At 67.9% G+C, this 24,148-nt stretch carries 27 protein-coding genes and 1 tRNA gene; 19 read left to right on the top strand and 9 right to left on the bottom strand.

Features of this window, described 5'->3' with window-relative positions; translation table 11 throughout:
• Positions 1–178 precede the first annotated feature (178 nt).
• The 10 genes from hisB to ACWGL1_RS11055 all read left to right on the top strand — a co-directional run bounded on the left by hisB (position 179) and on the right by ACWGL1_RS11055 (position 9,854).
• Positions 179–1,612: an imidazoleglycerol-phosphate dehydratase HisB gene (gene hisB, locus ACWGL1_RS11100; RefSeq protein ID WP_452112030.1), complete on the top strand. Its 1,434-nt coding sequence runs from the start codon at positions 179–181 to the stop codon at positions 1,610–1,612.
• The gene (gene hisH / locus ACWGL1_RS11095; RefSeq protein WP_452112029.1) at positions 1,609–2,208 is read left to right on the top strand and encodes an imidazole glycerol phosphate synthase subunit HisH; all 600 of its coding nucleotides are present in this window, start codon (positions 1,609–1,611) and stop codon (positions 2,206–2,208) included. Before hisB ends, hisH begins: the two co-directional genes overlap by 4 nt.
• Positions 2,205–2,939 (top strand): 1-(5-phosphoribosyl)-5-[(5-phosphoribosylamino)methylideneamino]imidazole-4-carboxamide isomerase, encoded by a 735-nt coding sequence (gene hisA, locus ACWGL1_RS11090; protein ID WP_452112028.1) that lies wholly within the window; start codon positions 2,205–2,207, stop codon positions 2,937–2,939. The genes hisH and hisA overlap by 4 nt, the downstream gene beginning before the upstream one ends.
• Positions 2,936–3,703, top strand: a complete 768-nt coding sequence (gene hisF, locus ACWGL1_RS11085; protein ID WP_452112027.1) for an imidazole glycerol phosphate synthase subunit HisF — start codon at positions 2,936–2,938, stop codon at positions 3,701–3,703. The genes hisA and hisF overlap by 4 nt, the downstream gene beginning before the upstream one ends.
• A gap of 56 nt (positions 3,704–3,759) precedes the next feature.
• Positions 3,760–4,383: a bifunctional phosphoribosyl-AMP cyclohydrolase/phosphoribosyl-ATP diphosphatase HisIE gene (hisIE, locus tag ACWGL1_RS11080; RefSeq protein WP_452112144.1), complete on the top strand. Its 624-nt coding sequence runs from the start codon at positions 3,760–3,762 to the stop codon at positions 4,381–4,383.
• 46 nt (positions 4,384–4,429) lie between these two features.
• On the top strand, positions 4,430–5,884 hold the full coding sequence (gene zwf / locus ACWGL1_RS11075) for a glucose-6-phosphate dehydrogenase (protein WP_452112026.1): 1,455 nt from the start codon (positions 4,430–4,432) through the stop codon (positions 5,882–5,884).
• Positions 5,881–6,588: a 6-phosphogluconolactonase gene (pgl, locus tag ACWGL1_RS11070; RefSeq protein ID WP_452112025.1), complete on the top strand. Its 708-nt coding sequence runs from the start codon at positions 5,881–5,883 to the stop codon at positions 6,586–6,588. Before zwf ends, pgl begins: the two co-directional genes overlap by 4 nt.
• Complete coding sequence (gene edd / locus ACWGL1_RS11065) at positions 6,588–8,477, top strand: phosphogluconate dehydratase (RefSeq protein ID WP_452112024.1); 1,890 nt, start codon at positions 6,588–6,590, stop codon at positions 8,475–8,477. Before pgl ends, edd begins: the two co-directional genes overlap by 1 nt.
• 31 nt (positions 8,478–8,508) lie before the next feature.
• A complete protein-coding gene (glk, locus tag ACWGL1_RS11060) occupies positions 8,509–9,477 on the top strand; it encodes a glucokinase (RefSeq protein WP_452112023.1) in 969 nt (322 codons plus the stop codon).
• A 74-nt stretch (positions 9,478–9,551) separates the two neighbouring features.
• Positions 9,552–9,854, top strand: coding sequence for a hypothetical protein (locus ACWGL1_RS11055; RefSeq protein WP_338577891.1), 303 nt, complete (start codon positions 9,552–9,554; stop codon positions 9,852–9,854).
• A 60-nt stretch (positions 9,855–9,914) separates the two neighbouring features.
• On the opposite strand, the gene ACWGL1_RS11050 is transcribed toward ACWGL1_RS11055, so the two are convergent.
• From ACWGL1_RS11050 to ACWGL1_RS11030, 5 genes are all read right to left on the bottom strand, one after another.
• Complete coding sequence (locus ACWGL1_RS11050) at positions 9,915–10,277, bottom strand: hypothetical protein (protein WP_452112022.1); 363 nt, start codon at positions 10,275–10,277, stop codon at positions 9,915–9,917.
• Entirely contained in the window at positions 10,274–11,569 is a 1,296-nt protein-coding gene (hmgA, locus tag ACWGL1_RS11045; RefSeq protein ID WP_452112021.1) for a homogentisate 1,2-dioxygenase, read from the bottom strand. Before hmgA ends, ACWGL1_RS11050 begins: the two co-directional genes overlap by 4 nt.
• A gap of 90 nt (positions 11,570–11,659) precedes the next feature.
• Positions 11,660–12,778: an acyl-CoA dehydrogenase family protein gene (locus ACWGL1_RS11040; RefSeq protein ID WP_338578585.1), complete on the bottom strand. Its 1,119-nt coding sequence runs from the start codon at positions 12,776–12,778 to the stop codon at positions 11,660–11,662.
• A 129-nt stretch (positions 12,779–12,907) separates the two neighbouring features.
• On the bottom strand, positions 12,908–14,092 hold the full coding sequence (locus ACWGL1_RS11035; RefSeq protein ID WP_452112020.1) for an acyl-CoA dehydrogenase family protein: 1,185 nt from the start codon (positions 14,090–14,092) through the stop codon (positions 12,908–12,910).
• A 63-nt stretch (positions 14,093–14,155) separates the two neighbouring features.
• Positions 14,156–14,413: an Lrp/AsnC ligand binding domain-containing protein gene (locus ACWGL1_RS11030; protein WP_343831832.1), complete on the bottom strand. Its 258-nt coding sequence runs from the start codon at positions 14,411–14,413 to the stop codon at positions 14,156–14,158.
• Positions 14,414–14,463: 50 nt separating this feature from the next.
• Here ACWGL1_RS11030 and ACWGL1_RS11025 point away from each other — a divergent pair, with 50 nt between their 5' ends.
• Complete coding sequence (locus ACWGL1_RS11025; RefSeq protein ID WP_452112019.1) at positions 14,464–15,306, top strand: alpha/beta hydrolase; 843 nt, start codon at positions 14,464–14,466, stop codon at positions 15,304–15,306.
• Positions 15,307–15,395: 89 nt separating this feature from the next.
• On the top strand, positions 15,396–16,070 hold the full coding sequence (locus tag ACWGL1_RS11020; protein ID WP_338577884.1) for a bifunctional 4-hydroxy-2-oxoglutarate aldolase/2-dehydro-3-deoxy-phosphogluconate aldolase: 675 nt from the start codon (positions 15,396–15,398) through the stop codon (positions 16,068–16,070).
• A 109-nt stretch (positions 16,071–16,179) separates the two neighbouring features.
• On the opposite strand, the gene ppa is transcribed toward ACWGL1_RS11020, so the two are convergent.
• Complete coding sequence (gene ppa, locus ACWGL1_RS11015) at positions 16,180–16,737, bottom strand: inorganic diphosphatase (protein ID WP_291779068.1); 558 nt, start codon at positions 16,735–16,737, stop codon at positions 16,180–16,182.
• A 126-nt stretch (positions 16,738–16,863) separates the two neighbouring features.
• Here ppa and ACWGL1_RS11010 point away from each other — a divergent pair, with 126 nt between their 5' ends.
• Positions 16,864–17,550, top strand: coding sequence for a DUF599 domain-containing protein (locus ACWGL1_RS11010; RefSeq protein ID WP_291779066.1), 687 nt, complete (start codon positions 16,864–16,866; stop codon positions 17,548–17,550).
• A 236-nt stretch (positions 17,551–17,786) separates the two neighbouring features.
• Here the strand turns inward: ACWGL1_RS11010 and ACWGL1_RS11005 are convergent, their stop codons facing one another.
• Complete coding sequence (locus ACWGL1_RS11005; RefSeq protein WP_452112018.1) at positions 17,787–18,608, bottom strand: N-formylglutamate amidohydrolase; 822 nt, start codon at positions 18,606–18,608, stop codon at positions 17,787–17,789.
• A 129-nt stretch (positions 18,609–18,737) separates the two neighbouring features.
• Here ACWGL1_RS11005 and cpdR point away from each other — a divergent pair, with 129 nt between their 5' ends.
• Together cpdR and ACWGL1_RS10995 are read left to right on the top strand one after the other, a co-directional pair.
• Positions 18,738–19,094, top strand: coding sequence for a cell cycle two-component system response regulator CpdR (gene cpdR / locus ACWGL1_RS11000; protein ID WP_003166166.1), 357 nt, complete (start codon positions 18,738–18,740; stop codon positions 19,092–19,094).
• Positions 19,095–19,209: 115 nt separating this feature from the next.
• Positions 19,210–19,284: transfer RNA gene (locus tag ACWGL1_RS10995), tRNA-Val, on the top strand.
• Positions 19,285–19,370: 86 nt separating this feature from the next.
• Here ACWGL1_RS10995 and ACWGL1_RS10990 read toward each other — a convergent pair.
• Positions 19,371–20,489 carry a tyrosine-type recombinase/integrase gene (locus ACWGL1_RS10990; protein ID WP_452112017.1) on the bottom strand — a complete coding sequence of 373 codons (1,119 nt, stop codon included), beginning with the start codon at positions 20,487–20,489 and terminating at the stop codon, positions 19,371–19,373.
• A 718-nt stretch (positions 20,490–21,207) separates the two neighbouring features.
• Here ACWGL1_RS10990 and ACWGL1_RS10985 point away from each other — a divergent pair.
• Positions 21,208–21,417: a helix-turn-helix domain-containing protein gene (locus ACWGL1_RS10985; protein WP_346522419.1), complete on the top strand. Its 210-nt coding sequence runs from the start codon at positions 21,208–21,210 to the stop codon at positions 21,415–21,417.
• Positions 21,418–21,495: 78 nt separating this feature from the next.
• Here ACWGL1_RS10985 and ACWGL1_RS10980 read toward each other — a convergent pair whose 3' ends face one another.
• Positions 21,496–22,071, bottom strand: coding sequence for a hypothetical protein (locus ACWGL1_RS10980; protein ID WP_452112016.1), 576 nt, complete (start codon positions 22,069–22,071; stop codon positions 21,496–21,498).
• Positions 22,072–22,141: 70 nt separating this feature from the next.
• On the opposite strand from ACWGL1_RS10980, the gene ACWGL1_RS10975 reads away from it, so the two are divergent.
• The 3 genes from ACWGL1_RS10975 to ACWGL1_RS10965 form a co-directional block, all read left to right on the top strand.
• Positions 22,142–22,447, top strand: coding sequence for a hypothetical protein (locus tag ACWGL1_RS10975; protein WP_003166169.1), 306 nt, complete (start codon positions 22,142–22,144; stop codon positions 22,445–22,447).
• Positions 22,448–22,549: 102 nt separating this feature from the next.
• The gene (locus ACWGL1_RS10970; protein ID WP_452112015.1) at positions 22,550–23,338 is read left to right on the top strand and encodes an ImuA family protein; all 789 of its coding nucleotides are present in this window, start codon (positions 22,550–22,552) and stop codon (positions 23,336–23,338) included.
• Positions 23,229–24,148, top strand: a 920-nt coding sequence (locus tag ACWGL1_RS10965; protein WP_452112014.1) for a Y-family DNA polymerase, incomplete at its 3' end; no start/stop codon positions are given. The genes ACWGL1_RS10970 and ACWGL1_RS10965, both read left to right, overlap by 110 nt.

The raw sequence follows: 24,148 nt of genomic DNA, 5'->3' as shown, positions 1-24,148 counted from the left end.
ACAACCTCTTCCTTCTCCCCTTGAGGGAGAAGGTGGGCGCCGGAGGCGCTCGGATGAGGGGTGTGCTTGCCTCGCCCTCATCCGTCGTGTGTGTAGACGCAGCCCCCTCATCCGACCTGCTCCGCAGGCCACCTTCTCCCACGAGGGGAGAAGGACAATACGGCGAGGGAGAAGGGTCGTGAGCCTGCCCGCCCCCTATCCGCCGTTGGTGTCGGGCGGCGACGGTCTGGAGCGCTATCCGGCCGAGCCGACCGCGCTGGCGGCTCGCATGGCCGCCCTCTACGGCGTCGGCGCCGATCAGGTGCTGCCGACGCGTGGACTGACGCACGGGCTGGAGCTGGTCTGGCGCCTGACCGCGCGCGACCGGCAGAAGGTGCAGGCGCCCGACGCCGAGCCCTATACGCAACTGGCCGCCCTCTACGCCCAACCGGCCGACGGCGCCGAGACCGCCGCCGTGGTCGTCCGCGCCCTCGGCTCGCCCGAGGCCGTGGCCGAGATGGCCGCGCGCGTCGCCCCCGCCCTGCTGGTCGTGGACGAGGGACTGGTCGAGTTCGCCGAGGCACCCTCGGCCGCGAGCCTGGTGAAGGACCACGCCAACCTGATCGTGCTGCGCAGCCTGTCGCTGGCTTATGGGCTGGCCGGGGCGCGGGTCGGGGCGGCGGTCGCGCAAGAGGAGACGCTGGCGCGGCTGGCCGGCGTGCTGGAGCCCTACGCCCTGCCCGAGGTCTCGGTGCGGCTGGCGATGCAGGCGCTGGACCCGTCGCGGATGATGGAGACGGCCGAACGCATCAGCGGCGTGCGCCGCGAGCGCGCCCGCGTCGTCGAGGCCCTGTCGCGCATCATGGCGCTGGAGGCCGGGGTGGGGCCGGTGATCATCGCCAGACCCTCCGACCCGGCGGGCGCGGTCGAGGCCCTGCGCCGCTATGGTTTGAGCGCCGATCCGGCGGGCGAGCGGCTGCGCCTGCCCGTCTCGCTGAAGCTCGAGGTCAACGACCGCCTGCTGGCCGCCCTGGGCGCCGCCGGCCCCGGCGTGCGCCGCAATCGCATCGGTCAGGCCATCCGCGACACCAAGGAGACCCGCATCGTCTGCGCCGTCGATCTGGACAGCGCCGGGCCGGTGAAGATCGAGACCGGCGTCGGCTTCTTCGACCACATGATCGAACAGGTGGCGGCGCACGGCGGATTCTCCATCCGCCTGGCGTGCGAAGGCGATCTGCACATCGACCCGCACCACACGATCGAGGATTGCGCCATTGCTCTGGGTCAGGCGTTGAAACAGGCGCTGGGCGAGCGGCGCGGCATCGGCCGCTACGGCTTCGTCCTGCCGATGGACGAGGCGGAAGCGTCCGTCTCCATCGACCTGTCGGGGCGGCCCTATCCGGTGTTCGAAGGGACCTTCGCCACGCCAATGCTGGGCGATTACCGCACCGATCTGACGGCGCACGTCGTGCGGTCATTGGCCGAGAATCTGGGCGCGGCGGTCCACGTCCGCGTCACCGGTGACGACGACCACCACAAGACCGAGGCCGTGTTCAAGGCGCTGGGCCGCGCCCTGCGTCAGGCCATCCGCGTCGAGGGCGATGTGGTGCCCAGCACCAAGGGGGTGCTGTGAACGTCACCCTGATCGGTTACGGCTCAGGCAATGTCGCTTCGGTGCGGTTCGCGCTGGAGCGGCTGGGCGCGCGCGTGCGGATCACCGACGACCCGGCCGATGTGGACGAGGCCGAGCGCATCATCCTGCCCGGCGTCGGCGCGGCCGGTTACGCCATGCAGCGGCTGAAAGCGCTTGACCTGATCGAACCGCTGCGCCGGTTTCAACGCCCCCTGCTGGGCGTCTGTCTGGGCCAGCAGCTGCTGTTCGACGCCAGCGCAGAGGACGGCGAGGCCGACCTTCTGGGTTTGATCCCCGGCCGGGTCGAGGCCCTCCTTCCCGCCCCGTCGCGCCCCTCTCCGCACATGGGGTGGAGCCGTCTGACGACCCGTCGCGACGACCCGCTGCTGGATGGCGTGAAAGACGGCGACTGGGCCTATTTCGTCCACGGCTATGTCTGCCCCGACGGTCCGGCGACCCTCGCCGCCGCCGACTACGGCGTCGCCGTGCCCGCCATGGTCAACAGCGCCAATCGCTGGGGCTGCCAGTTCCACCCGGAACGCTCGGCCGCGCTCGGCGCGCGTATTCTGAAGAACTTCCTGGAGCTGCCCGCGTGATCATCTATCCCGCCATTGACCTGATCGACGGCCATGCGGTTCGCCTGCTGCACGGCGATTTCAATCACGTGACCCGCTATGACTCCCATCCCGCCAACCGGCTGGCGGCCTTCACCGCCGAGGGGGCCGAGTGGATCCACGTCATCGACCTGGACGGGGCTCAGGCGGGCGAGGCGCGTCAGTATGCGCTGATCGGCGACATGGCCCAGGCCGTGGACATCAAGGTCCAGTCGGGCGGCGGCGTCCGCTCGGAAAAGGATATCGAGCACCTGCTGGGGGCCGGGATCAGCCGCGTCGTCATCGGCTCGCTGGCCGTCACCGATACGGATCAGGTGCTGAAATGGCTGGAGCAGTTCGGCCCCGAAGCCATCGCCCTGGCCCTGGACGTCCGCTACGAGGACGGCCTGCCCGTGCCCGCCCTGAAGGGCTGGACCCAGTCGTCGGGCGTAGATCTGTGGAGCGTGCTGGAGCGCTATCCGGTCGGGATGCTGCGCCATATCCTGATCACGGACGTCGGTCGCGACGGCGCCCTGACCGGCCTGAATCAAGAGCTGCTCTCCGAGGCCGTTCGCCGTCGGCCTGAGCTGGAGATCCAGGCCTCGGGCGGGGTGGCCGATCTGGACGATCTGATCGCCGCCAAGGCCATTCGCTGCGCCGGCGCCATCACCGGCCGCGCCCTCTATACCGGCCGCTTCACCGTGGCCGAGGCGCTGAAAGCCGTCGCCCCATGACGGCGAGACGCATCATCCCCTGCCTCGACGTCAAGGACGGCCGCGTGGTCAAGGGCGTGCGATTCGAGGGCCACGTCGACATGGGCGACGCCACCGAACTGGCCGCGCGCTATCGCGATCAGGGGGCCGACGAACTGGTCTTCTATGACATCACGGCCAGCCCCGAGGGGCGGACGCTGGATTACGGCTGGGTGCAGGACATCGCCCGGCTGCTGGATATTCCCTTCTGCGTGGCGGGCGGCATCCGCACGGTGGAGCAGGCGGCGCGCTGCCTCGATCACGGCGCGGACAAGGTGTCGATCAACTCGCCCGCCCTCGAGCGACCCGAACTGATCGGCGAGATGGCCGCGCGGCTGGGGCGCCAGTGCGTCGTCGTCGGCGTCGACAGCGCCTTTCAGGGCGGCGAATGGCGGGTGCACAAATACACCGGCGATCCGGACGCCCGGCGCGGCGCGGGGCGGCTGACGATGGAGTGGATCGTCGAGGCGCAGGGGCTGGGCGCCGGCGAAATCGTGCTGAACTGCATCGATCAGGACGGGGTGCGGCGCGGCTATGACCTGGACCAGTTGGCCGAAGCGCGGCGACGGCTGACCATTCCGCTGGTCGCCTCGGGCGGGGCAGGCGCGGTCGAGCATTTTCGCGACGTGTTCGTGGAGGCGGATGTGTCGGGCGCGTTGGCGGCCAGCGTGTTTCACTCAGGCGCGATCGCAGTGCCGGAGTTGAAACGTTATCTGGATCAGCAGGGCGTGGAGGTGAGGATATGAACTGGCCCTCCCCTCCCGCTCATCCCGGCGGACGCCGGGATGAGCGGATTAGAATGATGCTCGACCTTCAATCCATCGACTTCGCCAAAGGAAACGGCCTGATCCCCGCCGTCGTGCAGGACGCCGACACCCTGCAGGTGCTGACCCTCGCCTATATGGACGAGGCGGCGCTGCGCGAGACGCTGGACAGCGGACAGGCGACCTTCTTCTCGCGCTCGCGCGGGGGGCGGTGGCGCAAGGGCGAGACGTCGGGGGATTTCCTCAACGTCGTCTCGGTGACGCCCGACTGCGACGGCGACGCCGTGGTGGTGAAGGTGCGCCCGGTCGGCAACGCCTGCCACCTGAACCGCATCAGCTGCTTCGGCGAGGAGGACGCGCCGGGGCTGGGCCGCGTCGGCCGGCTGGAGCGCACCATCCATGTCCGCGCCCAGGCCGATCCCAACGACAGCTGGACCGCGCGCCTGATCGCCCAGGGCCCCAAACGCGCCGCGCAGAAGGTCGGCGAAGAGGGGGTCGAAACGGCCCTGGCCGGGGCGGCGGGAGATAATACGGAACTCGCCAGCGAGGCGGCGGATTTGATCTATCACCTGCTGGTGCTTCTGCACGCCCGTCACATGGTGTTTCAGGACGTGCTGGATGTCTTGGCCCGGCGGGCGGAACCGGCCAATCACTCTGGCTGACTACGGTCTCGCTTGGCGGGCCGATCTTCTGCGAGGGAGGCCCTAGATGGCGGCTTTGATCCTGTTCGGCGGCGGCGGCGATCTCGCCATGCGGATGCTGTTGCCGTCGCTCTACTTCCTGGATCATGACGGCCTTCTGCCCCAGGGGCTCAAGATCATCGGCGCCGCCCGGTCGCAAGAGACGGCTGAGGACTACATCGCCAAGGTGCGCCAGGCGGTGCAGCCCCGCGCCGAGGCCGACGACGCCTGGGACGAGGCCAGTTGGGCGCGCCTGGCCGCCCGGCTCGACTACCTGGCGGTGGACGCCACAGACGCCGAGAGCCTGCGCGCGTTGAAGGCCCGATCCGGCGAAGGGGACACCGTCTCCTTCCTGGCGGTGTCGCCCTCACTCTACGGCCGCATCGTCACGGCCATGAAGGCGGCCGGCCTGGCCGAGAAGAACGATCGCATCGTGCTGGAGAAGCCGGTCGGCCGAGACCTGGAGAGCTTCCTCGAAATCGACGACGCCGTGGCCCACGCCTTCGACGAGCGGCAGGTGTTCCGCATCGACCACTACCTGGGCAAGGAGACGGTGCAGAACCTGATCGCCCTGCGCTTCGGCAACGCCATCTTCGAACCGCTGTGGAACAATCTGACCATCGACCATGTGCAGATCACGGTCGGAGAGACGGTCGGAGTCGGCGACCGCTGGCCCTATTACGACGAATACGGCGCGCTGCGGGACATGGTGCAGAACCATATGCTGCAGCTGCTGTGCCTCGTGGCGATGGAGCCGCCCAGCGACCTGGACCCGGATTCGGTGCGCAACGAAAAGGTGAAGGTGCTGCGCTCCCTGCGCCCCGTCACCGCCGAGGACGCCGAACGCGTCACCGTACGCGGCCAGTATGTGGAAGGCGCAGTCGAGGGCCGCTCCGTCGACAGCTATGAGACCGAGCGCGGCCAGCCGTCGGACACGGAGACCTTCGTCGCCATCCGGGCCGATATCGACAACTGGCGCTGGGCGGGGGTGCCCTTCTTCATGCGCACCGGCAAGCGGCTTCCAGAGAAGCGCACCGAGATCGTCATCCAGTTCAAGCCGGTGCCCCACTCCATCTTCGGCCACGGCGAGCGCGGGGCGATCTACGACAACCGCCTGGTCATCGAGCTTCAGCCCGATGAGGACATCTCCCTGTCGGTCATGAACAAGAAGCCGGGGCTGGAGCAGAGGATGCAGCTTCAGCCGATCCAGATGAGTCTGTCGTGGGGGCAGGACGGCAAGGACGCCGCGCCGCCGCGCCGCCGCATCGCCTATGAACGGCTGCTGTTGGACGCCCTGCACGGCGACTCCACCCTGTTCGTACGCCGAGACGAGGCGGAACAGGCCTGGAAATGGATCGATGAGGTGGCCGACGCCTGGGCCTGCCGCGAGTGCCGGCCGCTGGACTATGACGCCGGGACCTGGGGGCCGGAGGCGGCCGACCTGCTGCTGTCGCGCACGGGCCGGAAGTGGAACACGCGATGATCGCGAGCCAGGCCTTTCCCACCCGCGACGCCTGGGCCGAAGCTGCAGCGAACGCGCTGGCCGAGGCGTTGGCGGACGCCCTGGCTGCAGGCGGACGCGCCCTGTTCGCCGGATCGGGCGGATCGACGCCCTCGCCCATCTACGCGCGGTTGTCTAAGGCCGACCTCGACTGGGCCGGGGTTACGGCGACCCTGGTTGACGAGCGCTATGTGCCCGAAACCTCGCCTGACTCGAATGCGGCCTTGCTGAAGCGCGCCCTGTTGACCGGCCGGGCCGCCGCCGCGCGCTTCACACCCCTCTACAGCCCCGCCGTGACGGTGGATCGCGCCGCCGCAATCGCCTCTCAGGCGCTGGCCGCCGAGGGCCGCCCGCTGGACGCCGTTCTGCTGGGCATGGGGGAGGACGGACACATCTGCTCCATGTTCCCCGGCAGTCCGACGCTGACGACCCTGCTGACGCCGGGCCTGAAGCCGGCCATCCACGGCGTGCCCGCCGGACGTGACGGCGCGGCGCCGCCGCAGGAGCGGCTGACGCTCAACCTGCCCTGGCTGGTCTCGGCCCGACGCCTGGTGCTGGCTCTGACCGGAGCCGGCAAGCGCGCCGTATTCGAGCGCGAGGCGGCAGGCGATCCCGCCGTAAACCCCATCGCCGCCCTGATCGCGGCGAACGCCCCCCTTGAAGTGTTCTGGACGGAGGCCGAGTGATGGCGCTCAATCCTGTGGTGGCCGAGGTCACCGCCCGCATCGTCGAACGCAGCCGCAAAACCCGCGCCGACTATCTGCGCCGCATGGACGCGACGACGGGATCGGGGCCGGGGCGGGGCAAGCTGTCCTGCGCCAACTGGGCCCACGCTTTTGCGGGTCAGACCGTGGCCGACAAGCTGACGGCCATGACCGGCGCCCGGCCCAACCTCGGCGTCGTCACCGCCTATAACGACATGCTGTCGGCGCATCAGCCGTTCGAGCGCTTTCCGGAGGTTATCCGTCAGGCCGCGCGCGAGATCGGCGCCACGGCCCAGGTGGCGAGCGGAACCCCGGCCATGTGCGACGGCGTCACGCAAGGGCGGCCCGGCATGGAGCTGAGCCTGTTCAGCCGCGACGTCATCGCCATGTCGACGGGGGTGGCCCTGACCCACGATGCGTTCGACGCCGCCCTGATGCTGGGCGTGTGCGACAAGATCGTGCCGGGGCTGTTCATGGGCGCCCTGGCCTTCGGCCATCTGCCGGTGGTCTTCGCCCCGGCCGGGCCGATGCCCAGCGGCCTGCCCAACGCCGAGAAGGCCCGCGTCCGCGCCGAATACGCCCAAGGCCTGATCGACCGCGCCGAACTGCTGAAGAGCGAGATCGCCTCCTATCATTCGCCCGGCACCTGCACCTTCTACGGCACGGCCAACTCCAACCAGATGATGATGGAGGTCGCCGGGCTGCACATGCCCTCGACCGCCTTCGTGCATCCCGACACGGGGCTGCGCGACGCCCTGACGGCGGCGGCGGCCCAGCGGGCCGTCGAACTGGCGCGCGAGGGGCGCGGGCGCATGGCCGACGTCGTGTCGGAAAAGACCATCGTCAACATGATCGTCGCCCTGCTGGCCACCGGCGGCTCGACCAACCACGCCATCCATCTGGTCGCCATGGCGCGAGCCGCGGGGGTGCTGATCGACTGGACCGACATGGACCAGCTGTCGTCGGTGACGCCGTTGCTGGCGCGGGTCTATCCCAACGGTTCGGCCGACGTGAACGCCTTCCAGGCGGCGGGCGGCGTGGCCTTCGTCACCCGTGAACTGGTCCAGGCCGGGAACCTGCATCCCGACGTGACCACCATCATGGGTCAGGGGCTCGAGCCGTACTTCAAGGAGCCTCGGCTGGAGAACGGCGAACTGGTCTGGCGCGATACGGTGAAGGAGAGTCTGGACCTGACCATCCTGCGCCCCGCCTCCGACCCGTTCGACCGCGAGGGGGGCCTGCGGCTGGTGCAGGGCGATCTGGGGCGGGCGGTGATCAAGGTCTCGGCGGTCAAGCCCGAGAACCGCATCGTCGAGGCCCCCGCCGCCGTGTTCGAAACGCAGGAAGACGCCTTGCAAGCCTTCAAGGACGGCCAGTTGAACCGCGACGTGGTGCTGGTGCTGCGCTTCCAGGGACCCAAGGCCAACGGCATGCCGGAACTGCACAGCCTGTCGCCGGCCCTGTCTGTGCTGCAGGACAAGGGCTTCAAGGTCGCCTTCGTCACCGACGGCCGCATGTCGGGCGCCAGCGGCAAGACGCCCGCCGCCATCCATGTCAGCCCCGAAGCCCTGGCCGGCGGCCCCCTGGCCTACGTGCGCGACGGCGACGTGATCCGGCTGGACCCCGAGGCGGGGGTGCTGACCACGGTGGGGATCGAGGATCTGGACGCACGCCCGGCGGCGAAGCGCTCGCGCGCCCATGCCGAAGGCTCGTCCTGGGGTTATGGTCGTGAACTGTTCGGCGCCTTCCGTCAGACGGTGTCGACGGCTGAGGAAGGCGCCAGCGTCTGCTTCGCCTCGCCCATCGGCGCCAACGGCCATGACGACGGCCCGCCCGATCCGAACCTGGTCGATCGCGCCGTGGACGCCTGAACCCGCCAGGAGAACCCGCGAAGGAGAAAGCATGAGGGACGCGACCCTATTGGTAGGCGACGTCGGCGGAACCAACGCCCGCTTCGCCCTGGCCCGCATGGTCGACGGCCATCCTCGGCTCGAGCATTTCGACAGCTTCCCGGCCGAGACCTATCCGACCTTTCTCCAGGGGGTGCAGGCCTACCTCGACGACTGCGCGACCAAGCCCGCAGGCGGAGTCATCGCCGTGGCCGGGCCGGTCACGGACGGCGCCATCGACCTGACCAACTCGCCCTGGCGTCTGTCGGAGAAGGAGCTCCAGTCGCTGGGCCTCAATCCGGCCCGGCTGATCAACGACTTCGAGGCCTTGGCCTGGGGCGCGCCGATCGTGCCGGCCGACCAGCTGGCGCCCCTGGGCGGGCCGACCGAAGGCGATCCGCACGCCGCCATCGCCGTGCTGGGCCCCGGCACGGGCTTCGGCATGTCCGCCCTGGCGCGCGACGCCCGCGGGCGCGAGATGGCCCTGCCCAGCGAAGGCGGCCACGCCTGTTTCGCCCCCGGCGACGAGGTCGAGGACGAGGTCCTCCGCATCCTGCGCCGCCGCTACGACCGCGTGTCCATCGAACGATTGATCTGCGGACCGGGCCTGCTGAACCTGCATCGCGCCCTGGCCGAGATCGACGGCCGCGAGAGCCATATCGACGACCCCGCCCAGATCACGACCCAGGCGCTGGACGATCCGAACAGTCCCTGCGGCGCCACCCTGGCCCGCTTCTGCGCCATGCTGGGCGCCGTGGCTGGAGACATCGCCCTGACCACCGGCGCGCGCGGCGGGGTCTATATCGCCGGCGGCATCGTCCCGCGCATCCTGCCCTTCATCCAGGCCAGCCCCTTCCGCCGACGGTTCGAGCGCAAGGGACGTTTCCAGGACTATATGGCGGCCATCCCCACCAAGGTGATCCTGCATGAACACGCCGCCCTTTTGGGCGCGGCGCGCGTGGCCTTCGCCGAAGCAGGCTGAAAAACGTGATCACAGAGGCGTGAACCGATTGTGAGCCCGCGAGTTTCCAAGGCTCAACCATCTGGAGCACAACCATGCGCAAACTCGTTCTCGCCGCTGTTTCCGTCGCCGCCATGACCGGCCTGGCCGCCTGCCAGAACCCGGCCGAGAAGGAAGCGGACGCTCGCGCCGACGCCGTGGAAGCGGAAGCCGACGTCACCGCCACACAGCTTGAGAACCAGGCCGACGTCGCCCCGACCGACGCACAGGCCGACGCCCTCAACGCCCAGGCCGACGCCGTGCAGAAGAAGGCCGACGAGAAGGCTGACGCCATCAAGGCCGAGGCCGGCAACCTGGACGGCGGCATGACCACCTCGAACACCCCGCCGAAGTCCTAAACAGACCTCGCACAGAACAAGGGCCCCGTCGTGATCGCGACGGGGCCCTTTTTCATGACGTCAGTCGATGCAGAGCGTCGGCTTGGCCTGGCCGTGCTCGATCACGGTGCGACAGCCGAAACGATTGCTGTCTGCGGCGCAGAAGCCGCTCGCGGCCGCGCCGGCCGCAGGGCGGACGTCGGCGGACGCCAGGCAGTCCCCCTGACACTGGGCGCCGTCGGCGCAGGGCTTCCCCGCATCGGCGTAGCGAATGACGCACTGGACGCTCTGCAGCCGTCCCACGGGACGCATCTCTCCGCCCCGAGCGGCGCAGGCCGCGGCCTCGGCGGACTGACCGGCCGCCTCTTCGGCGGACGGCGCGCATCCGGCCAGCGCCAGCAGAGCCGAAAGCCCTGCCGCCACGATGATCGATTTCCCCCTCACGCCGTGCGGCCTTTCTGGAAGCCGGTCCAGCAGTCGTCGTAGTCGAGCTGCATCAACGGCGTCTGTTCAGCCCATTGCGTCGTGCGGATCGGCATCCGCGTCTCGAACATGAAGGCCAGGGTGTTCTCGATCTTGTGCGGTTTCAGGTCGGCCTTCGTCGCGCCGTCCCAACTGGCCTGATCCGGGCCGTGGCCGCTCATGCGGTTGTGCAAGGAAGCGCCCCCCGGAGCGAAGCCGCCCGCCTTGGCGTCATATTCGCCGAAGATCAGCCCCATGAACTCGCTCATGACGTTGCGGTGGAACCACGGCGGACGGAAGGTGTCCTCGGCCACCATCCAGCGCGGCGGGAAGATGACGAAGTCGCAGTTGGCCGTGCCCGGCGTGTCGCTGGGCGAGGTCAGGACGGTGAAGATGGACGGGTCCGGGTGATCGAAGCTGACCGTGCCGATGGTGTTGAACCGCGCCGTGTCATAGCGGCAGGGGGCGTAGTTGCCGTGCCAGGCGACCACGTCCAGCGGGCTGTGGTCGAAGGTCGTAACCCACAGCTGGCCGCCGTATTTCTGAACGCACTCAGTCGGGCGATCTACATCCTCGAACCAAGCGGTCGGGGTCTCGAAATCGCGCGGATTGGCCAGGCCGTTCGAGCCGATGGGGCCGAGGTCCGGCAGGCGGAAGGGCGCGCCGTAGTTCTCGCAGACATAGCCGCGCGCCTCGCCATCAACCTCGACGCGGAAGCGCACGCCGCGCGGGATGACGAGGATGTGGCCGGGCGCCGCCTCGATGACGCCCATCTCGGTGACGAAGCGCTGCGCCCCCTGCTGCGGCACGATCAGCAGCTCGCCGTCGGCCGAATAGAAGACCCGATCGACCATCGAGCGGTTGGCGACATAGAGGTGGACGCCCACCCCCGTCCCGGAATCGGCGCAACCGTTGCCGCCATAGGTCGTCAGCCCCTCGACCCAGTCGGTCGGCTGGTCCGGCATGGGCAGCGGGTCCCAGCGCATCCGGTTGGGATTGGGCGGCGTCTCGGTGAAGGGACCGGAGCGCACCCTCCCTTGCGCGGACGGCTGATACGGCCCGTGCTGGGCCGACGGCCGCAGGCGATAAAGCCAACTGCGCAGATTATGATCGCGGGGGGCGGTGAAGGCCGTGCCCGACAGCTGTTCGGTATAGAGGCCTAGCGCGGGGCGCTGCGGCGAGTTGCGACCCACCGGCAAGGCGCCGTCCACCGCCTCCGTCGCGAAGTGGTTGGCGAAACCGCTCTGATAGGCGGGCGCGTTGGATCGCGTCATGTCGTTTCTCCCTTGCCGGGAGATGTAAGCGATCGCCGCGAAACCGTCACCCCGAGCCGCACGGCTTTGCCCTGGATCAAACGGAAATCGTCAGAATCCTTGCATCCTGGCCAGGCGTTCAGCGTGAAAATGGGCGTCGCCGAGCAACTCGTTCAGGACGCGGACACGCTTCATGAACAGGCCGACGTCGAACTCGTCCGTCATGCCGACGCCGCCGTGCATCTGGACCGCCTCCTGCACCGCCAGTTCGGCGACGCGGCCCGCCTTGGCCTTGGCGATTCCGGCGGCCTGTTCGGCGTCGGGACGGCCCGCGTCGATGGCCTGAAGCGCGGCCAGCGTCGCCGCCTTGGCCAGTTCCAGCTCGGTGAACAGATGGGCGGCGCGGTGCTGCAGGGCCTGGAACTCGCCGATCAGCCTGCCGAACTGCTTGCGGGTCTTCAGATAGTCGAGCGTGATCCTAAACGCCTGGCCCCCCGCCCCGACCAGCGACGAGGCGGCGCAGGCGCGGCCCAGCGTCAGGGCGGCGTCCAGCGGTCCCTGCCCTTCGCCCACGGCGCCGATCACGGCGTCGGCGTCGACCTGAACCTCGCTCAAGGTCACGCGGGCGGCGTTGTGGGCGTCGACCATGACGGTGCGCTCGACCGAGACGCCCGGCGTCGCCGGATCGATCAGGAACAGAGTCAGGCCGTCGTCAGTTTGCGCCGCGACGATCAGGGCGTCGGCGATGTGGCCGTCCAACACGAAGCCCTTGGCGCCGTTCAGCTTGAAGCCGTTGCCCGAGCGTTCGGCGCGCGCAGCGATCTTCGCGGGCGCGTGTTTGGGTCCTTCGTCGACGGCCAGGCTGAGGATGGCCTCGCCCGCCGCGATCCGGCCCAGCCATTGCTTCTGCGTCTCTGATCCCGCCGTCTTCAGCACCGTCGCCGCCAGCACGGACGAGCCCATGAAGGGCGACGGCGTCAGGGTGCGGCCCAGACTTTCAGCGATGACGCCCGCCTCGACGGCGCCGAGGCCCGAGCCGCCGTCTTCCTCAGGGATGACGACGCCGGAAAATCCCATCTCGCCGAACGCCCTCCACAGGTCGCGCGAGACGCCGTCCGGGTCGCGGCTGTCGCGCAGCCGGCGCAGATGGGCGATGGGCGCGCGTTCGTTCAGGAAGCCGTCGGCGGCGTCCTGAAGCATGATCTGCTCTTCGGTCAGGATCAGGGGCATCAATCCTACTTTCTCTTCGTCATGCCCGGACTTGATCCGGGCATCGGGCGTGGTGGCGAGCGGGCGGCGTCCAGTCCGGCGCAGCCCTCGATCCTCGGGTCAGGCCCGAGGATGACGGCGGGCGTGGCGTCACGCCCCCGGCAGTTGCAGCAGGTGTTTGGCGATGATGTTCAGCTGGACTTCGCTGGTGCCGCCCTCGATGGAGTTGGCCTTGGTGCGCAGCCAGTCGCGGGCGGCCTGGCCGTCGTTCGAGCGGTCGCCCTCCCATTCCAGCGCGTCCGATCCGCCCGCCGCCATGGCCAGTTCGTGACGGCGCTTGTTCAGTTCGGAGCCGTAGTATTTCAGCATGGAGGCGATGGCCGGGTGGGCCTGTTTGGCCTTCATCTGATCGCCCGCCCGCTCCATCGCCAGGCGGAAGGCGGCGGCGTCGATGTCATAGTCGGCGATGCGGGCGCGCAGCAGCGGCTCGTCCAGCCGCCCGGCCTCGTCCAGCCCCAGATGATCGGCCGCGACCTGTCCCAGCGGACGGCCGACGCCCGTGTCGCCCATGGCGCCGATCATGGTTCGCTCATGCGCCAGCAGGGCCTTGGCCACGTCCCAGCCCCGGTTCAGCGTGCCGATCAGATTTTCTTTCTCGACCCGCACGTCGTCGAAGAAGGTCTCGCAGAAGGGCGACTTGCCGCTGATCAGGGTGATGGGCCGCGTCGTCACGCCCGGCGTCGCCATGTCGAACAGGACGAAGCTGATGCCCAGATGCTTGGGCGCCTCGGGGTCGGTGCGGACCAGGCAGAAGATCCAGTCGGCCTTGTCGGCGTAGGACGTCCAGATCTTCTGGCCGTTGACGATCCAGTGGTCGCCCTGATCCACGGCGCGGGTCTGGATGGAGGCGAGGTCGGACCCGGCGCCCGGCTCGGAATAGCCCTGGCACCAGCGGATTTCGCCGCGCACGATGGGCGGCAGGAAGCGCTGCTTCTGCTCTTCCGTGCCGAAGGCCAAAAGCGCCGGGCCCAGCATCCAGACGCCGAAGCTGTAGAGCGGCGGCCGCGCCTTGATGCGGCGCATCTCCGACGCCAGCACCTTGGCCTCCTCGCGGTTCAGCCCGCCGCCGCCGTATTCGCGCGGCCATTCCGGCGCGGTCCAGCCGCGCTCGGCCATGCGGTCCAGCCAGACCTTGTGCGCAGGAGTCGGGAAGACGGCGTTGCGGCCGCCCCAGACCATCTCGGCCTCGCCCGGCGCGGCGCCGCGACATTCAGGCGGGCAGTTCGCCTCCAGCCAGGCGCGCGTCTCGGCGCGGAACGTCTCCAGATCGGCCATGGCCGCCCTCCCTCGCGTTCTTGCTTGGAGAGGACGCTAGCCGGTCCTTTTTGGAAACGGAACCTACTTCTTGGTGGGCATGAAGGGGGAGAAGGTGATGACGGTGAAGGTGTCGCGGATGTGCGGACGCGTCTGCACCTGCTTGGTGACGAAGGCGCCGATGTCGGCGTCCCGGTGCAGTTGGAACTTGGCCAGCAGGTCGTGCTGGCCCGAGGTCGAATAGACCTCGCTCACATTCTCGACATTGTCGACCAGATCGGCCGCAACATCGTGGGCATGGCCCAACTCGCATTTGATGAAGACGAAAATGGCGGTCATCATGGCCTTCAAGCCTCCCGTTCAAGTGGAGGTCTCTAGCGGATGGAGACGACATGGGTAAGGCTTTGTCGCCCGAGGCGACGCTGACGATGGAACGGGCCGCGGCCTATGAGGCGGCCTATAACAACCGCGCCCGCGTGCCGGGGCACCCCGCTATCCTGGACCGCTGGCGCAAGGACTCGCTGCGGGTGATCGACGCCCGTCGGCCCGAGACGATCGAATACGGCCCGTCCGAACGGCAGAAGATGGAGTGGTTCGATGCCGGGTCCGGCGCGCCGGTCGCCGTCTTCATACACGGCGGCTATTGGCAGTCGTTGGATCGGGGCTGGTTCGCCTGGGTCGCGCCCGCCCTGCTGGAGCATGGAATCAGCGTCGCCGTGCCGGGATACGATCTCGCGCCCGCCGTCTCGGTCGGCAAGATCATCAGCCAGATGCGCGAGGCGACGGAAGCGGTCCGCGCCCGCACCGGCAAGCGGCCGCTGGTCTTCGGCCATTCGGTCGGCGGCCATATGGCGGCGGGGATGCTGTCCGAGGGCCGAGCGCGGGCGGCGCTGGCGATCTCGGGCGTGTTCGATCTGGAGCCGCTGGTCCACACCTCGCTGAACGAAGCCCTGGGACTGGACGCGCCGATCGCGCGCGCGCTGTCGCCCATTCACTGGCCCGCGCCGAACGGCTCGACGCCCGGCGGCACGGCGCTGGACTGCTGGGTCGGCGGCGAGGAGAGCAATGAGTTCGTGCGCCAGAGCCGCGAGATGGCCGCCGCCTGGGGCGGCAAGGGCGCCGATACCCGCGTCGAGATCGTGGAGGGCGCCGACCACTTCACCGTCCTGGACCCGCTGGCCGATCCCGACAGCGCCATGGTGAAGCGGCTGGTGGAGCTGGCGACCGCCGAATAGCGGCGCTTACCAGGATTGATCCCGGTTACCCTTGACGTCAGGGGCGTCGCGCGCCGATCTGCGGGCCTCGGATCTTGAAGGAGACCTCCATGCGCCACGACCGCCTCAGCGTGCTGACCGCCCTTGAAACCCAGGGCGTGGTGCCGGTCTTCTATCACCCCGACCAGGAGGTCTGCGCCGAGGTGATCCGGGCCTGCGCCCGCGGCGGCGCCAAGGCGATCGAGTTCACCAACCGCGGCGACTTCGCCTGGGAGACCTTCACCGCCCTGTCCAAGGAATTCAGCCGCACGGATCCCGACATCATCATGGGCGTGGGCTCGATCCTGGATGCGCCGACGGCGGCCCTCTACCTGGCCTCGGGCGCGCGCTTCGTCATCAGCCCCTGCCTGGTTCCCGACGTCGCCAGGGTCTGCAATCGGCGACAGGTGGCCTATTCGCCCGGCTGCGGCTCGGTGCGCGACATCTCCGAGGCGCAGGAGCTGGGCTGCGAGATCGTCAAACTGTTCCCCGGCGCCTCCGTCGGCGGGCCAGACTTCGTCAAGGCGGTTCTGGGCCCCATGCCCTGGAGCAAGATCATGCCGACGGGCGGCGTCGACCCGGACGAAGCCTCCATCGCCAAATGGTTCGGGGCCGGCATCGTGGCGACCGGCATGGGCTCCAAGCTGATTACCGAGGCCGCCATTCAGGCGCGCGACTGGGCCGGCATCGAGGCCAAGGTGCGCCAGACTGTCGAGGCGATCGCGGCGTTCCGGGCGAAGGGCTGACCCTCTCCCTCCCCTTCAGAAACGGCGCTCAATGGGACGAGCGGCAACGCACAAAAAAGACCCCGCCGGCTCGCCCGACGGGGTCTTTCTCTATTCAGACAGGCTCGCCTCAGGCGGCGGCGTCGGCCTTGGCGGCCAGCTTGGCCTGGTGAGCCTTCATGCCCGCCGCGATCAGTTCTGCGGCTTCGCCGGCGTCGCCCCAGCCGTTGACCTTGACCGACTTGCCCTTCTCCAGATCCTTGTAGCGGGTGAAGAAGTGCTCGATCTGCTCGATCAGGATGGCGGGCAGCTGACGGTAGCTGGAGACCTCGGTGTAGTAGGGGTTCAGCTTGTCGACCGGCACAGCCAGAATCTTTTCGTCGCCGCCAGCTTCATCGACCATCTTCAGCACGCCGATCGGGCGCGAACGGATGACGCAGCCGGGCACCACCGGCGTCGGGTTCAGCACGATCACGTCGCAGGGATCGCCGTCGTCCGACAGGGTGTGCGGCACAAAGCCGTAGTTGCCCGGATAGTACATGGCGGTGTGCAGGAAGCGGTCGACGAACAGGGCGCCCGACTCCTTGTCCATCTCATACTTCACCGGCAGTCCGCCCTGCGGAATTTCGATGATGACGTTGATGTCCCACGGCGCGTTAGGGCCGACCGGGATGGCGTCGATGTTCATGGTACGCTCTTATTGCAGGTGCGAACGGGGAGAATTGACGCGCGTGATAAGCTTTGCGCGGCTTTACGGCAAGCGTCGCGGCGATCACGCTTGCCTTGCGGCGGCTGACGTGGCGTCAATCCAGACATGAGTCTGTTCGATTGGATCGCCCTGTTCGTCTTCGTCGTCGCCTGGCTGGGCTATGGCCCGCTGATCCGCCTGGTGGCGCGGCGCAGCGGCTCGCTCAACATGGACATGCTGTCGGTGCGCGACGCCTGGATGCGCGCCATGACCCATCGCGAGATGCGGCTGATCGACAGCCAGTTGATGGGCCATTCGATCAACTCGGCCTCCTTCTTCGCCTCGACCAATCTGCTGCTGATCGCCGCCGTGGCCGGGGTGCTGTTCGGGGGCGAGGCGGCGATGCGCGGTTTCGCCGCCGTCGGGGCCGAGCCCGTCGCTCCGCGCCTGATGGAGGCTAAGCTGGCCCTGGTTCTGGTCTGCCTGGCGCGCGGTTTCCTCGACTTCATCTGGGCCTTGCGCCAGCTGAACTACACCCTGGCCCTGATCGGCGCCGCGCCGGAAATCCACGAAGAGGCCGATCGCGTCGCCTATGGCCGCGCCGTGGGGCGGTTGCTGAACCCCGCACTGACCAATTTCAACCAGGGCGTTCGCGGCTATTATTTCGCCCTGGCCGCCGCCGCCTGGTTGTTCGGGCCGCTGTGGCTGATGCTGGGCGCGGTGTCGGTGTTCGCCCTTCTGGCCTGGCGTCAGCTGGCCTCGCCCGCCGCCAGCGCCATTCGCCAGGCCCGCCGTCTGCTTGAACGCGGATGATTATCTCGCATCTGCGAAATCGTCATCGCCGCCTCGCGCCGCCGAGAGGCGACGTCAGACTTCGTAACACCCCGTGATTGTATAAGATTGACTCGGCGCTTGTATTTTTGTGCGCTGCAAACTAACTTGTTTTTCGACGCTTTCGAGCGTCTTGCCCTTCCTGGGCGTTTCCTCCCTATAGACTTTCCAAAGCCGCGCCGTTTGGCGCGGCTCTTTTTTTGCCTCGTTCGCGGTCGTCAGGCGCTCTGGTCCGCGCACAGGCCGGCGATGACCCGCCGCAAGGCCGAGCGACATCGCGTCCAGCCCGGCGAGGGCGCCCAGGCCGCCTCATCCCAGTACAGACCCCGGCTCAGCTCCACCTGGATCGCCTGAAAGCCCTCGTCCGGCCGCCCCCAGCGCTGGGTCGCATAGCCGCCCGCATAGGGCCGGTTCAGGCCGACCGTCAGCCCCTGCGCCTCGAACAGCCGCCGCAGCCGCCGCGTCAGCAACGCCTCGCAACTGGTCCCGTGTCGATCGCCCAGCACCACGTCCACCGCCCCGTTCGTCGCCCGCGCCGGCATGGAGTGCCAGTCGATCAGCACCGCTCGCCCGAACCGCGCCCGCGCCGTCTCCATCATCTCCTGCAAGGCCGCATGATAGGGCGCATGGACCCGCGCCACCCTCGCCTCGGCCTCGCGCCACGTCAGCCGTCGATCGTAGAGCGGCGTGCCGTCCCCCGCCAATCGCGCCACCACGCCGTACCCCGCCTGGGCCTTGGCGCTGGCGCGCGGCGCGACGGCGTCCGTGATCAGCGCCGGATCCCACTCGTCCGGCGCCCGGTTCAGATCGACGTAGGCTCGACCGATCCGCGCCGCGATCAGGGCCGCGCCTTCTGCCGGCCCCCCATCGATCAACTGATCGACGGCCGCGTCCTCGGCGCTGCGGACCGCGCGCATCGAGGCCGCCGCCTCCATGTCCTCGGGATAGAGGTCGCCCGAGTGCGGCGAGGCGAACACCAGAGGCGTCGCCCGCCCGGCCTCGGCCGGAACGATCCAGAAGGGCGGCTGATGCGCATCCATGCCTTGGCCATAGCCTGCTTTGTCGCGAAAGGCGCGCCCGAAGCCGTTGCGCCCGTCGTCGTCTTCACCGCCGGTTTACTCCGCAGGGCCTAGGCTGGCCGCCAATTTCCCAACGGTTTCGATTCGATCATGGCGCGCATTCTTCTGGCCGAAGACGACAATTCTCTTCGCGGCTTCCTGACCCGCGCCCTGGAGCGGGCCGACCACGAGGTCGTGGCCTGCGAAAACGGCGACGACGCCATCGACGCCCTGGACCAGGGTCCCTATGACCTGCTGCTGACCGACATCGTCATGCCGGGCGCCGACGGCATCGAGGTCGCCCGCGTCGCCGCCGCCCGCCAGCCGGGCCTGCGCATCATGTTCATCACCGGCTTCGCGGCGGTCGCCCTCAGCGCCGCCCAGGCCTCGCCCCAGGCCAAGGTCCTGTCCAAACCCGTCCACCTGCGCGACCTGGTGAACGAGGTCGAACGCATGATCGCGGCCTAACCGAAAGAAAAGTCGAACAAAGGCGTCAAAGCCCCTTGCAGCCCCCGCAAACGGCGGGTTATAGACGCCGCCTTCCCGCCCACCGGCGCACACGCCGAGGGGCCGCAGAACAGGCGGACGCGTAGCTCAGCGGGAGAGCACTACGTTGACATCGTAGGGGTCACAGGTTCAATCCCTGTCGCGTCCACCATTCTTTTCCTTAGGCTTTTTGGAACTGCTCCCTACTCGGGAAGTCGCCCTGCCCAGGAAACGCCCATGAAACGCTCCCCGCCCAGGTCATCGCCGACCAATCGCTGAGCGCGCCTCTTCCATGTAGTTCGGGCTGTGGTGCCCATAGACCCTGGTGATCAGCCCCTCGCTGGTGCCGGTGAAGCCGGCGACCTGCCAGGTCGGCACCCCCTTCTGAAGCAGCCAGGTAATGCAGGTGTGCTTCAGCGTATGGGGCGTCACGTCCGCACCCAGGCCCGCCCGCTCCTTGGCGCTTTCAAAGCCGCTGCGCTGACGCTGGATGATTTCCCCTTCGTATTCGCACGGGCCATGGATCGTCAGCCGACGCCATCGCCGCAGGTGCGGCATCAGCCGATGCGGGATCGGACAGGGCGGCCGACGCTTCCGCGTTTCCCGTTCCGCAGAGCCCCGACGATGGATGGTTTCCGTGACCAGATCGACCGAGCCTGCCGTCGGGCTCCGCGTCCAGCGCAGAGCCAAAACGGCCGAATGGCGCGTCGCCGTATAGAGGGCGATCAGAATGAAACGGGCCACATGATAGTTGGGCTCGGCGACACGACGCCACGCCTCGACGCCGCCCTGATCGTCAACGCCGACCGCCTCATACCCCAATGCCCCGCGCAGAAGCCGCGCCGCTTCCATCCGCGTGAGCCAACGCTCATTGGGCTGCCCCGCATCCGGCTTCGCGATCGGGATCGGCCGATCCAGTTTTCCATGCCGATGGAGCAGGTTCAGCGCGGCCGCCAGGGTCTCGAGTTCACGCCGGGCGGTGGCCTCCACCACCGGCCTGCGCCCATGGGCGCCGCTGGTTCTCGCCTTCACATACGTGCGGCAGGCTTCGATGTTGATGGCGTCGCAGGTCTGGTCGCCCAAACCCTCCAGCAGACGGTCGACATGATAGGGCTCCGGACCGGAATGATCGTCCCGCAGAGATTCCAGATAATAGGTCAGCGCGTCGGCGACCGCGACCTTAGACGGGTGGCCATCGCCAAAATCAGGCCGGTGCTTGTCAGCTAGATAGCAGCCGAACGCCTCTTCAGCGCCTCGCTGGTCCGACTCGCCAAAGCCCGTGCCGATTTCACGTCCACGGTCGAGGATGACATAGCGGGCCTCTCGGCCCTTTCGTTCACGCAGATAGAGGCGCGGGGGTTGGGCGGGACGCGGCACATTTCCCTCATCGCTTCGATGGCGGCCAGAGTGGTGAAATCCTTGTTGCCGATCCGTTCGATGACCAGGCGCCCTCGGCTGGCCTCCAACCGCAGCGTGCGCACCGAGACGGAGCCGTCAGGAAAGGCGAGACGCGCCGCCACAGACAGGCGAAGCGGGGTCGAAGACGTGATGGCGTCAGACCCGCGGCCGTGAAGATAACGCTCTACATGGGACAAAACAGCGAACTCGATCGTCAGAGACGACAATCGCAAGGCGACCGGCGGGATACCGGGACAGACACCCCGACGGGCGTCATTTGTCGTCGCCGTTCATATATACCGAACAGCGTTCCGATTGCAACAAGAAAAATCACTTATCTTATTGTTTTTGTTAAGAAATGATATGCGCATATCAGCAGATCACGTTCTTAGTGCCTCCACGCGCGCTGCGATATTAGAAGCCGACCCATTTACGAGCGCGCGATCTCTTTCACATCAGGCCGTTGTAAGCGTCGGCCAAATTCCGGGAATTTGACCGTTTGTCGTTCAGACAGACTATCTAAATCTCTGCGGAGCTCATCGACCCGTACTTCGGTCACACGAAGCCGCAAATGTATCCATCGACCGAACCACACTAAGGCGGCCAGACACATAACAACCACAGCTTCCATCACGCCCTCCCAATTTAGTCACTATAATGACTGGATGAAGGTGAAGATTTCCTTGCGCTTTGGGCGATGCGAATGGCCCAGGTTCTTGGCGAAAATGTAAGGCGTATCCGGCGTGAGCGGGAAATGACTCTGGAAACGCTCGCTCATGAGGTCGGGCTGGCCTACAGCTACCTGGGGCAGCTAGAGCGCGGACAAAGGAACCCAACGCTGGGTGTCATAGAGCGAATCGCAGAGGTCCTGAAAGTTGATCCGCTTGATCTTCTCACTGGTCGGTGAATGGTTACAGGTGAGGTAACATATAGTTCCACTCTGCTAATCCACTGCTGATTGGTCTTGATCTGGACCGCACCTCTTCTATTTTTTCTGCAACCACTCTGCAGAAACAAACGTCCTGTCCAAAAAGATCGCCACCTTCTCCCATTCGGCGCCTGCACGACCGCCTTGCGCGGCCTTCCGGCGCACCTCCGCCAAAAGTTCCTCCCGTTCGATATAGGCCGCGATCTTTTCCAGATCAGGTCGACGCGGCGGCGGCGCCGACCGAGCGCGTTCTTTGGCCTGCTCCTGCGTACAGGCGCCCTTGAGGCGATTGGCGCGGTCGCTGATCACGCGAACATTCCCGCGCACATAACCTTGGGCGGGCCTGATGCGGTCCAGCGAAGGCGATCCGCTCGACCGTTCGGAACCTGCCGCCAGCGGCACGCCGAGCACGGGGCAAACCGGCGGCACCACCACGTCGCGACTGCGCAGATTGAACGGCAAGCCCAGGCGCACCGCCCTTTCTCGTGCCCGGTCCAGCAAGGCCGCAACCGGGTCGCGACGCCGCCGCTGGCGCATATAGGCGCTCATATAGAGAGCGTTGCAGCGCCGACAGTCCGCGCGCTTCAGCTGGGCTCCGTGAATGGGACAATTCAATTCGAATTGGTTCTTCATGGACAGATAAGACTCCAGGTTGATAATGAGTCCATGAATTCAAAATGAGTCTAAAGAGTCAAATTTAATTATGAAGACACCTCGAGCGCGCTCCCCCAACCACCCCACAGGCGCCCAACTGCGAGGCGCCCGAGGCCTTCTAAATCTGTCGGTCCTGGACCTGTCGGAGCGCACCGGCCTAGCCGTGAACACCATCAAGCGCGCCGAAGCGACGAACGACTTCGCCCCCATCAACCGCGCCAACGCCAACTTGTTGGTCACAGTGCTTCAGAATCTAGGCGTGGTGTTTCTGCCTGCGGACGAGGTGGTCGGGGCGGGTGTTCGGCTGGAAGCATCAGACACGCCCGCGTTTGCACGACGGCGAAGTGGGGATTGAGGCCAACCAAACGCCAGGATCGGTCGTTGTCAGTGACCGTATCGAGTCTTGTCTCCCGCTTCGCTTGACTCCCCCAGGGGGTTGGCGCGCATATAAGAACATATGCGGAACATTCATTCTCAGCCTGACGCTCTAGCGGCGCTGAAGACTCGCCTGGAGGCCCTGGATCGGGCCGGCGGTCGTCGCGTCGGCGCAGGCGTGCGCGCGGGAGGCGGCGACGCCTTTGCGCCGCTGGCTACGGGCGTTCTGCATGATCTCTACGCCGCAGCGCCTGCCGATGCAGCGGCCGTCAACGCTTTCGGCCTGGGCATGGCGCTGCGGGCGGCGGCGGGGCGGCCTATCGTCTGGGGCCTGCATGAGATGATGGCCCAGGAGGCGGGACGGCCGCATGGGCCCGGCCTGCATGAAATGGGCTTGTCGCCGCGCGACCTGCTGCTGGTGCGGACGCGCGACGTGCAGACCCTGCTGGCGGTGGGCGAAGAAGCCCTGCGCAGTCCCGCCGTGGGCGCCGTGCTGTTGAGCGCCTGGGGCGAGGCCAAGGCCTTCAACCTGACGGCCAGCCGGCGATTGGCTCTGGCGGCCGAGACGAGCGGCGCGACCCTGTTCCTGGCGCGGGCGGGCGCCTTGCCCTGCCCCAGCGCGGTCGAGACCCGCTGGTCGGTGGCGTCCTGCGCTTCAGAGCCTCTGGAAGGCGGAGCGCCGGGGCGGCCGTCTTTTTCCGCGACCCTGCTGCGGCGGCGCGGCGGCGGGGCGACCGGAACCTGGATCATGGAGTGGGATCGTGAACAGCGAACCTTCCGCCCGCCCGCGCCGCTATCTGGCGGCCTGGTTCCCCTGGCTGCCCAGCGACCGGCTGCGGCGTCAGGAGCAGCGGGACGACGCGCCGCCTGAGGATGCGTCGCCGGTCGTCCTGGCTGAGAAGATCAAGGGCGCGCTGAGGCTGGCGGCCGTCGATCCGGCGGCGGCGCGGGCGGGACTGATCCCCGGCTTGGCCCTGGCCGATGCAAGAGCGCGAACGCCCGCCTTGCGCGTCGTCGCCCATCGACCGGACCTCGACGACGCCCTGCTGGCACGGGTGCTGGAGGATTTCGGCCGCTTCACCCCCATGATTGCGCTGGACCCGCCGCACGGTCTGATGCTGGACGTGACCGGCTGCGCCCACCTGTTCGGCGGAGAGACGGGCCTGATGCAGACGGTCCAGGCGCGGGCCGAACGCGCCGGCCTTCAGACGCGATGCGCATTGGCCGGCACGCCCCAGGTCGCTCGCGCCCTGGCTCGCTTCGGCTCCGACGGCCGGTTCGAGCCCGGCCAGGACCGCGCCGCCGCGCGCCGCCTGCCGGTCGCCGCCCTGGAGCTTTCGGACAGGGAGGACGAGGCCCTGCGCCGTCTGGGCCTGAAGCGGCTGGGCGACCTGGACGACCGGCCCCGCGCGCCCCTGGCCGCCCGCTTCGGCGCCGACTTCCCGACCCGACTGGCGCGGGTTCTGGGCGACGAGGACATGCGCATCACCCCGCATCGCCCGCCTGCGCCCGTGATCGTCGACCGCGTCTTCTTCGAGCCGATCTCGGCGCCCGAGGACGTAGAGCGGGTCCTGTCCGACCTGCTGATCGAGACCATGGACCGGCTGGATCAGACCGACCTGGGCGGCCGCGCCTTCGAGGCCGGCTTCTATCGCGTGGACGGCGCGACCCGCCGCATCGT

The sequence above is a fragment of the Brevundimonas sp. NPDC055812 genome (assembly GCF_053616535.1).
Note: the sequence above shows the minus strand (reverse complement) of the source record. Positions and strands in the feature narration are given on the sequence as shown.

Bases quoted from the DNA above. Each gene is read 5' to 3' on its own strand.
- hisF (WP_452112027.1), top strand. From the start codon at position 2,936: ATGACGGCGAGACGCATCATCCCCTGCCTCGACGTCAAGGACGGCCGC.
- hisIE (WP_452112144.1), top strand. From the start codon at position 3,760: ATGCTCGACCTTCAATCCATCGACTTCGCCAAAGGAAACGGCCTGATC.
- zwf (WP_452112026.1), top strand. From the start codon at position 4,430: ATGGCGGCTTTGATCCTGTTCGGCGGCGGCGGCGATCTCGCCATGCGG.
- pgl (WP_452112025.1), top strand. From the start codon at position 5,881: ATGATCGCGAGCCAGGCCTTTCCCACCCGCGACGCCTGGGCCGAAGCT.
- edd (WP_452112024.1), top strand. From the start codon at position 6,588: ATGGCGCTCAATCCTGTGGTGGCCGAGGTCACCGCCCGCATCGTCGAA.
- glk (WP_452112023.1), top strand. From the start codon at position 8,509: ATGAGGGACGCGACCCTATTGGTAGGCGACGTCGGCGGAACCAACGCC.
- ACWGL1_RS11055 (WP_338577891.1), top strand. From the start codon at position 9,552: ATGCGCAAACTCGTTCTCGCCGCTGTTTCCGTCGCCGCCATGACCGGC.
- hmgA (WP_452112021.1), bottom strand. From the start codon at position 11,569: ATGACGCGATCCAACGCGCCCGCCTATCAGAGCGGTTTCGCCAACCAC.
- ACWGL1_RS11040 (WP_338578585.1), bottom strand. From the start codon at position 12,778: ATGCCCCTGATCCTGACCGAAGAGCAGATCATGCTTCAGGACGCCGCC.
- ACWGL1_RS11035 (WP_452112020.1), bottom strand. From the start codon at position 14,092: ATGGCCGATCTGGAGACGTTCCGCGCCGAGACGCGCGCCTGGCTGGAG.
- ACWGL1_RS11030 (WP_343831832.1), bottom strand. From the start codon at position 14,413: ATGATGACCGCCATTTTCGTCTTCATCAAATGCGAGTTGGGCCATGCC.
- ACWGL1_RS11025 (WP_452112019.1), top strand. From the start codon at position 14,464: ATGGGTAAGGCTTTGTCGCCCGAGGCGACGCTGACGATGGAACGGGCC.
- ACWGL1_RS11020 (WP_338577884.1), top strand. From the start codon at position 15,396: ATGCGCCACGACCGCCTCAGCGTGCTGACCGCCCTTGAAACCCAGGGC.
- ppa (WP_291779068.1), bottom strand. From the start codon at position 16,737: ATGAACATCGACGCCATCCCGGTCGGCCCTAACGCGCCGTGGGACATC.
- ACWGL1_RS11010 (WP_291779066.1), top strand. From the start codon at position 16,864: ATGAGTCTGTTCGATTGGATCGCCCTGTTCGTCTTCGTCGTCGCCTGG.
- ACWGL1_RS11005 (WP_452112018.1), bottom strand. From the start codon at position 18,608: ATGGATGCGCATCAGCCGCCCTTCTGGATCGTTCCGGCCGAGGCCGGG.
- cpdR (WP_003166166.1), top strand. From the start codon at position 18,738: ATGGCGCGCATTCTTCTGGCCGAAGACGACAATTCTCTTCGCGGCTTC.
- ACWGL1_RS10985 (WP_346522419.1), top strand. From the start codon at position 21,208: ATGCGAATGGCCCAGGTTCTTGGCGAAAATGTAAGGCGTATCCGGCGT.
- ACWGL1_RS10980 (WP_452112016.1), bottom strand. From the start codon at position 22,071: ATGAAGAACCAATTCGAATTGAATTGTCCCATTCACGGAGCCCAGCTG.
- ACWGL1_RS10975 (WP_003166169.1), top strand. From the start codon at position 22,142: ATGAAGACACCTCGAGCGCGCTCCCCCAACCACCCCACAGGCGCCCAA.
- ACWGL1_RS10970 (WP_452112015.1), top strand. From the start codon at position 22,550: ATGCGGAACATTCATTCTCAGCCTGACGCTCTAGCGGCGCTGAAGACT.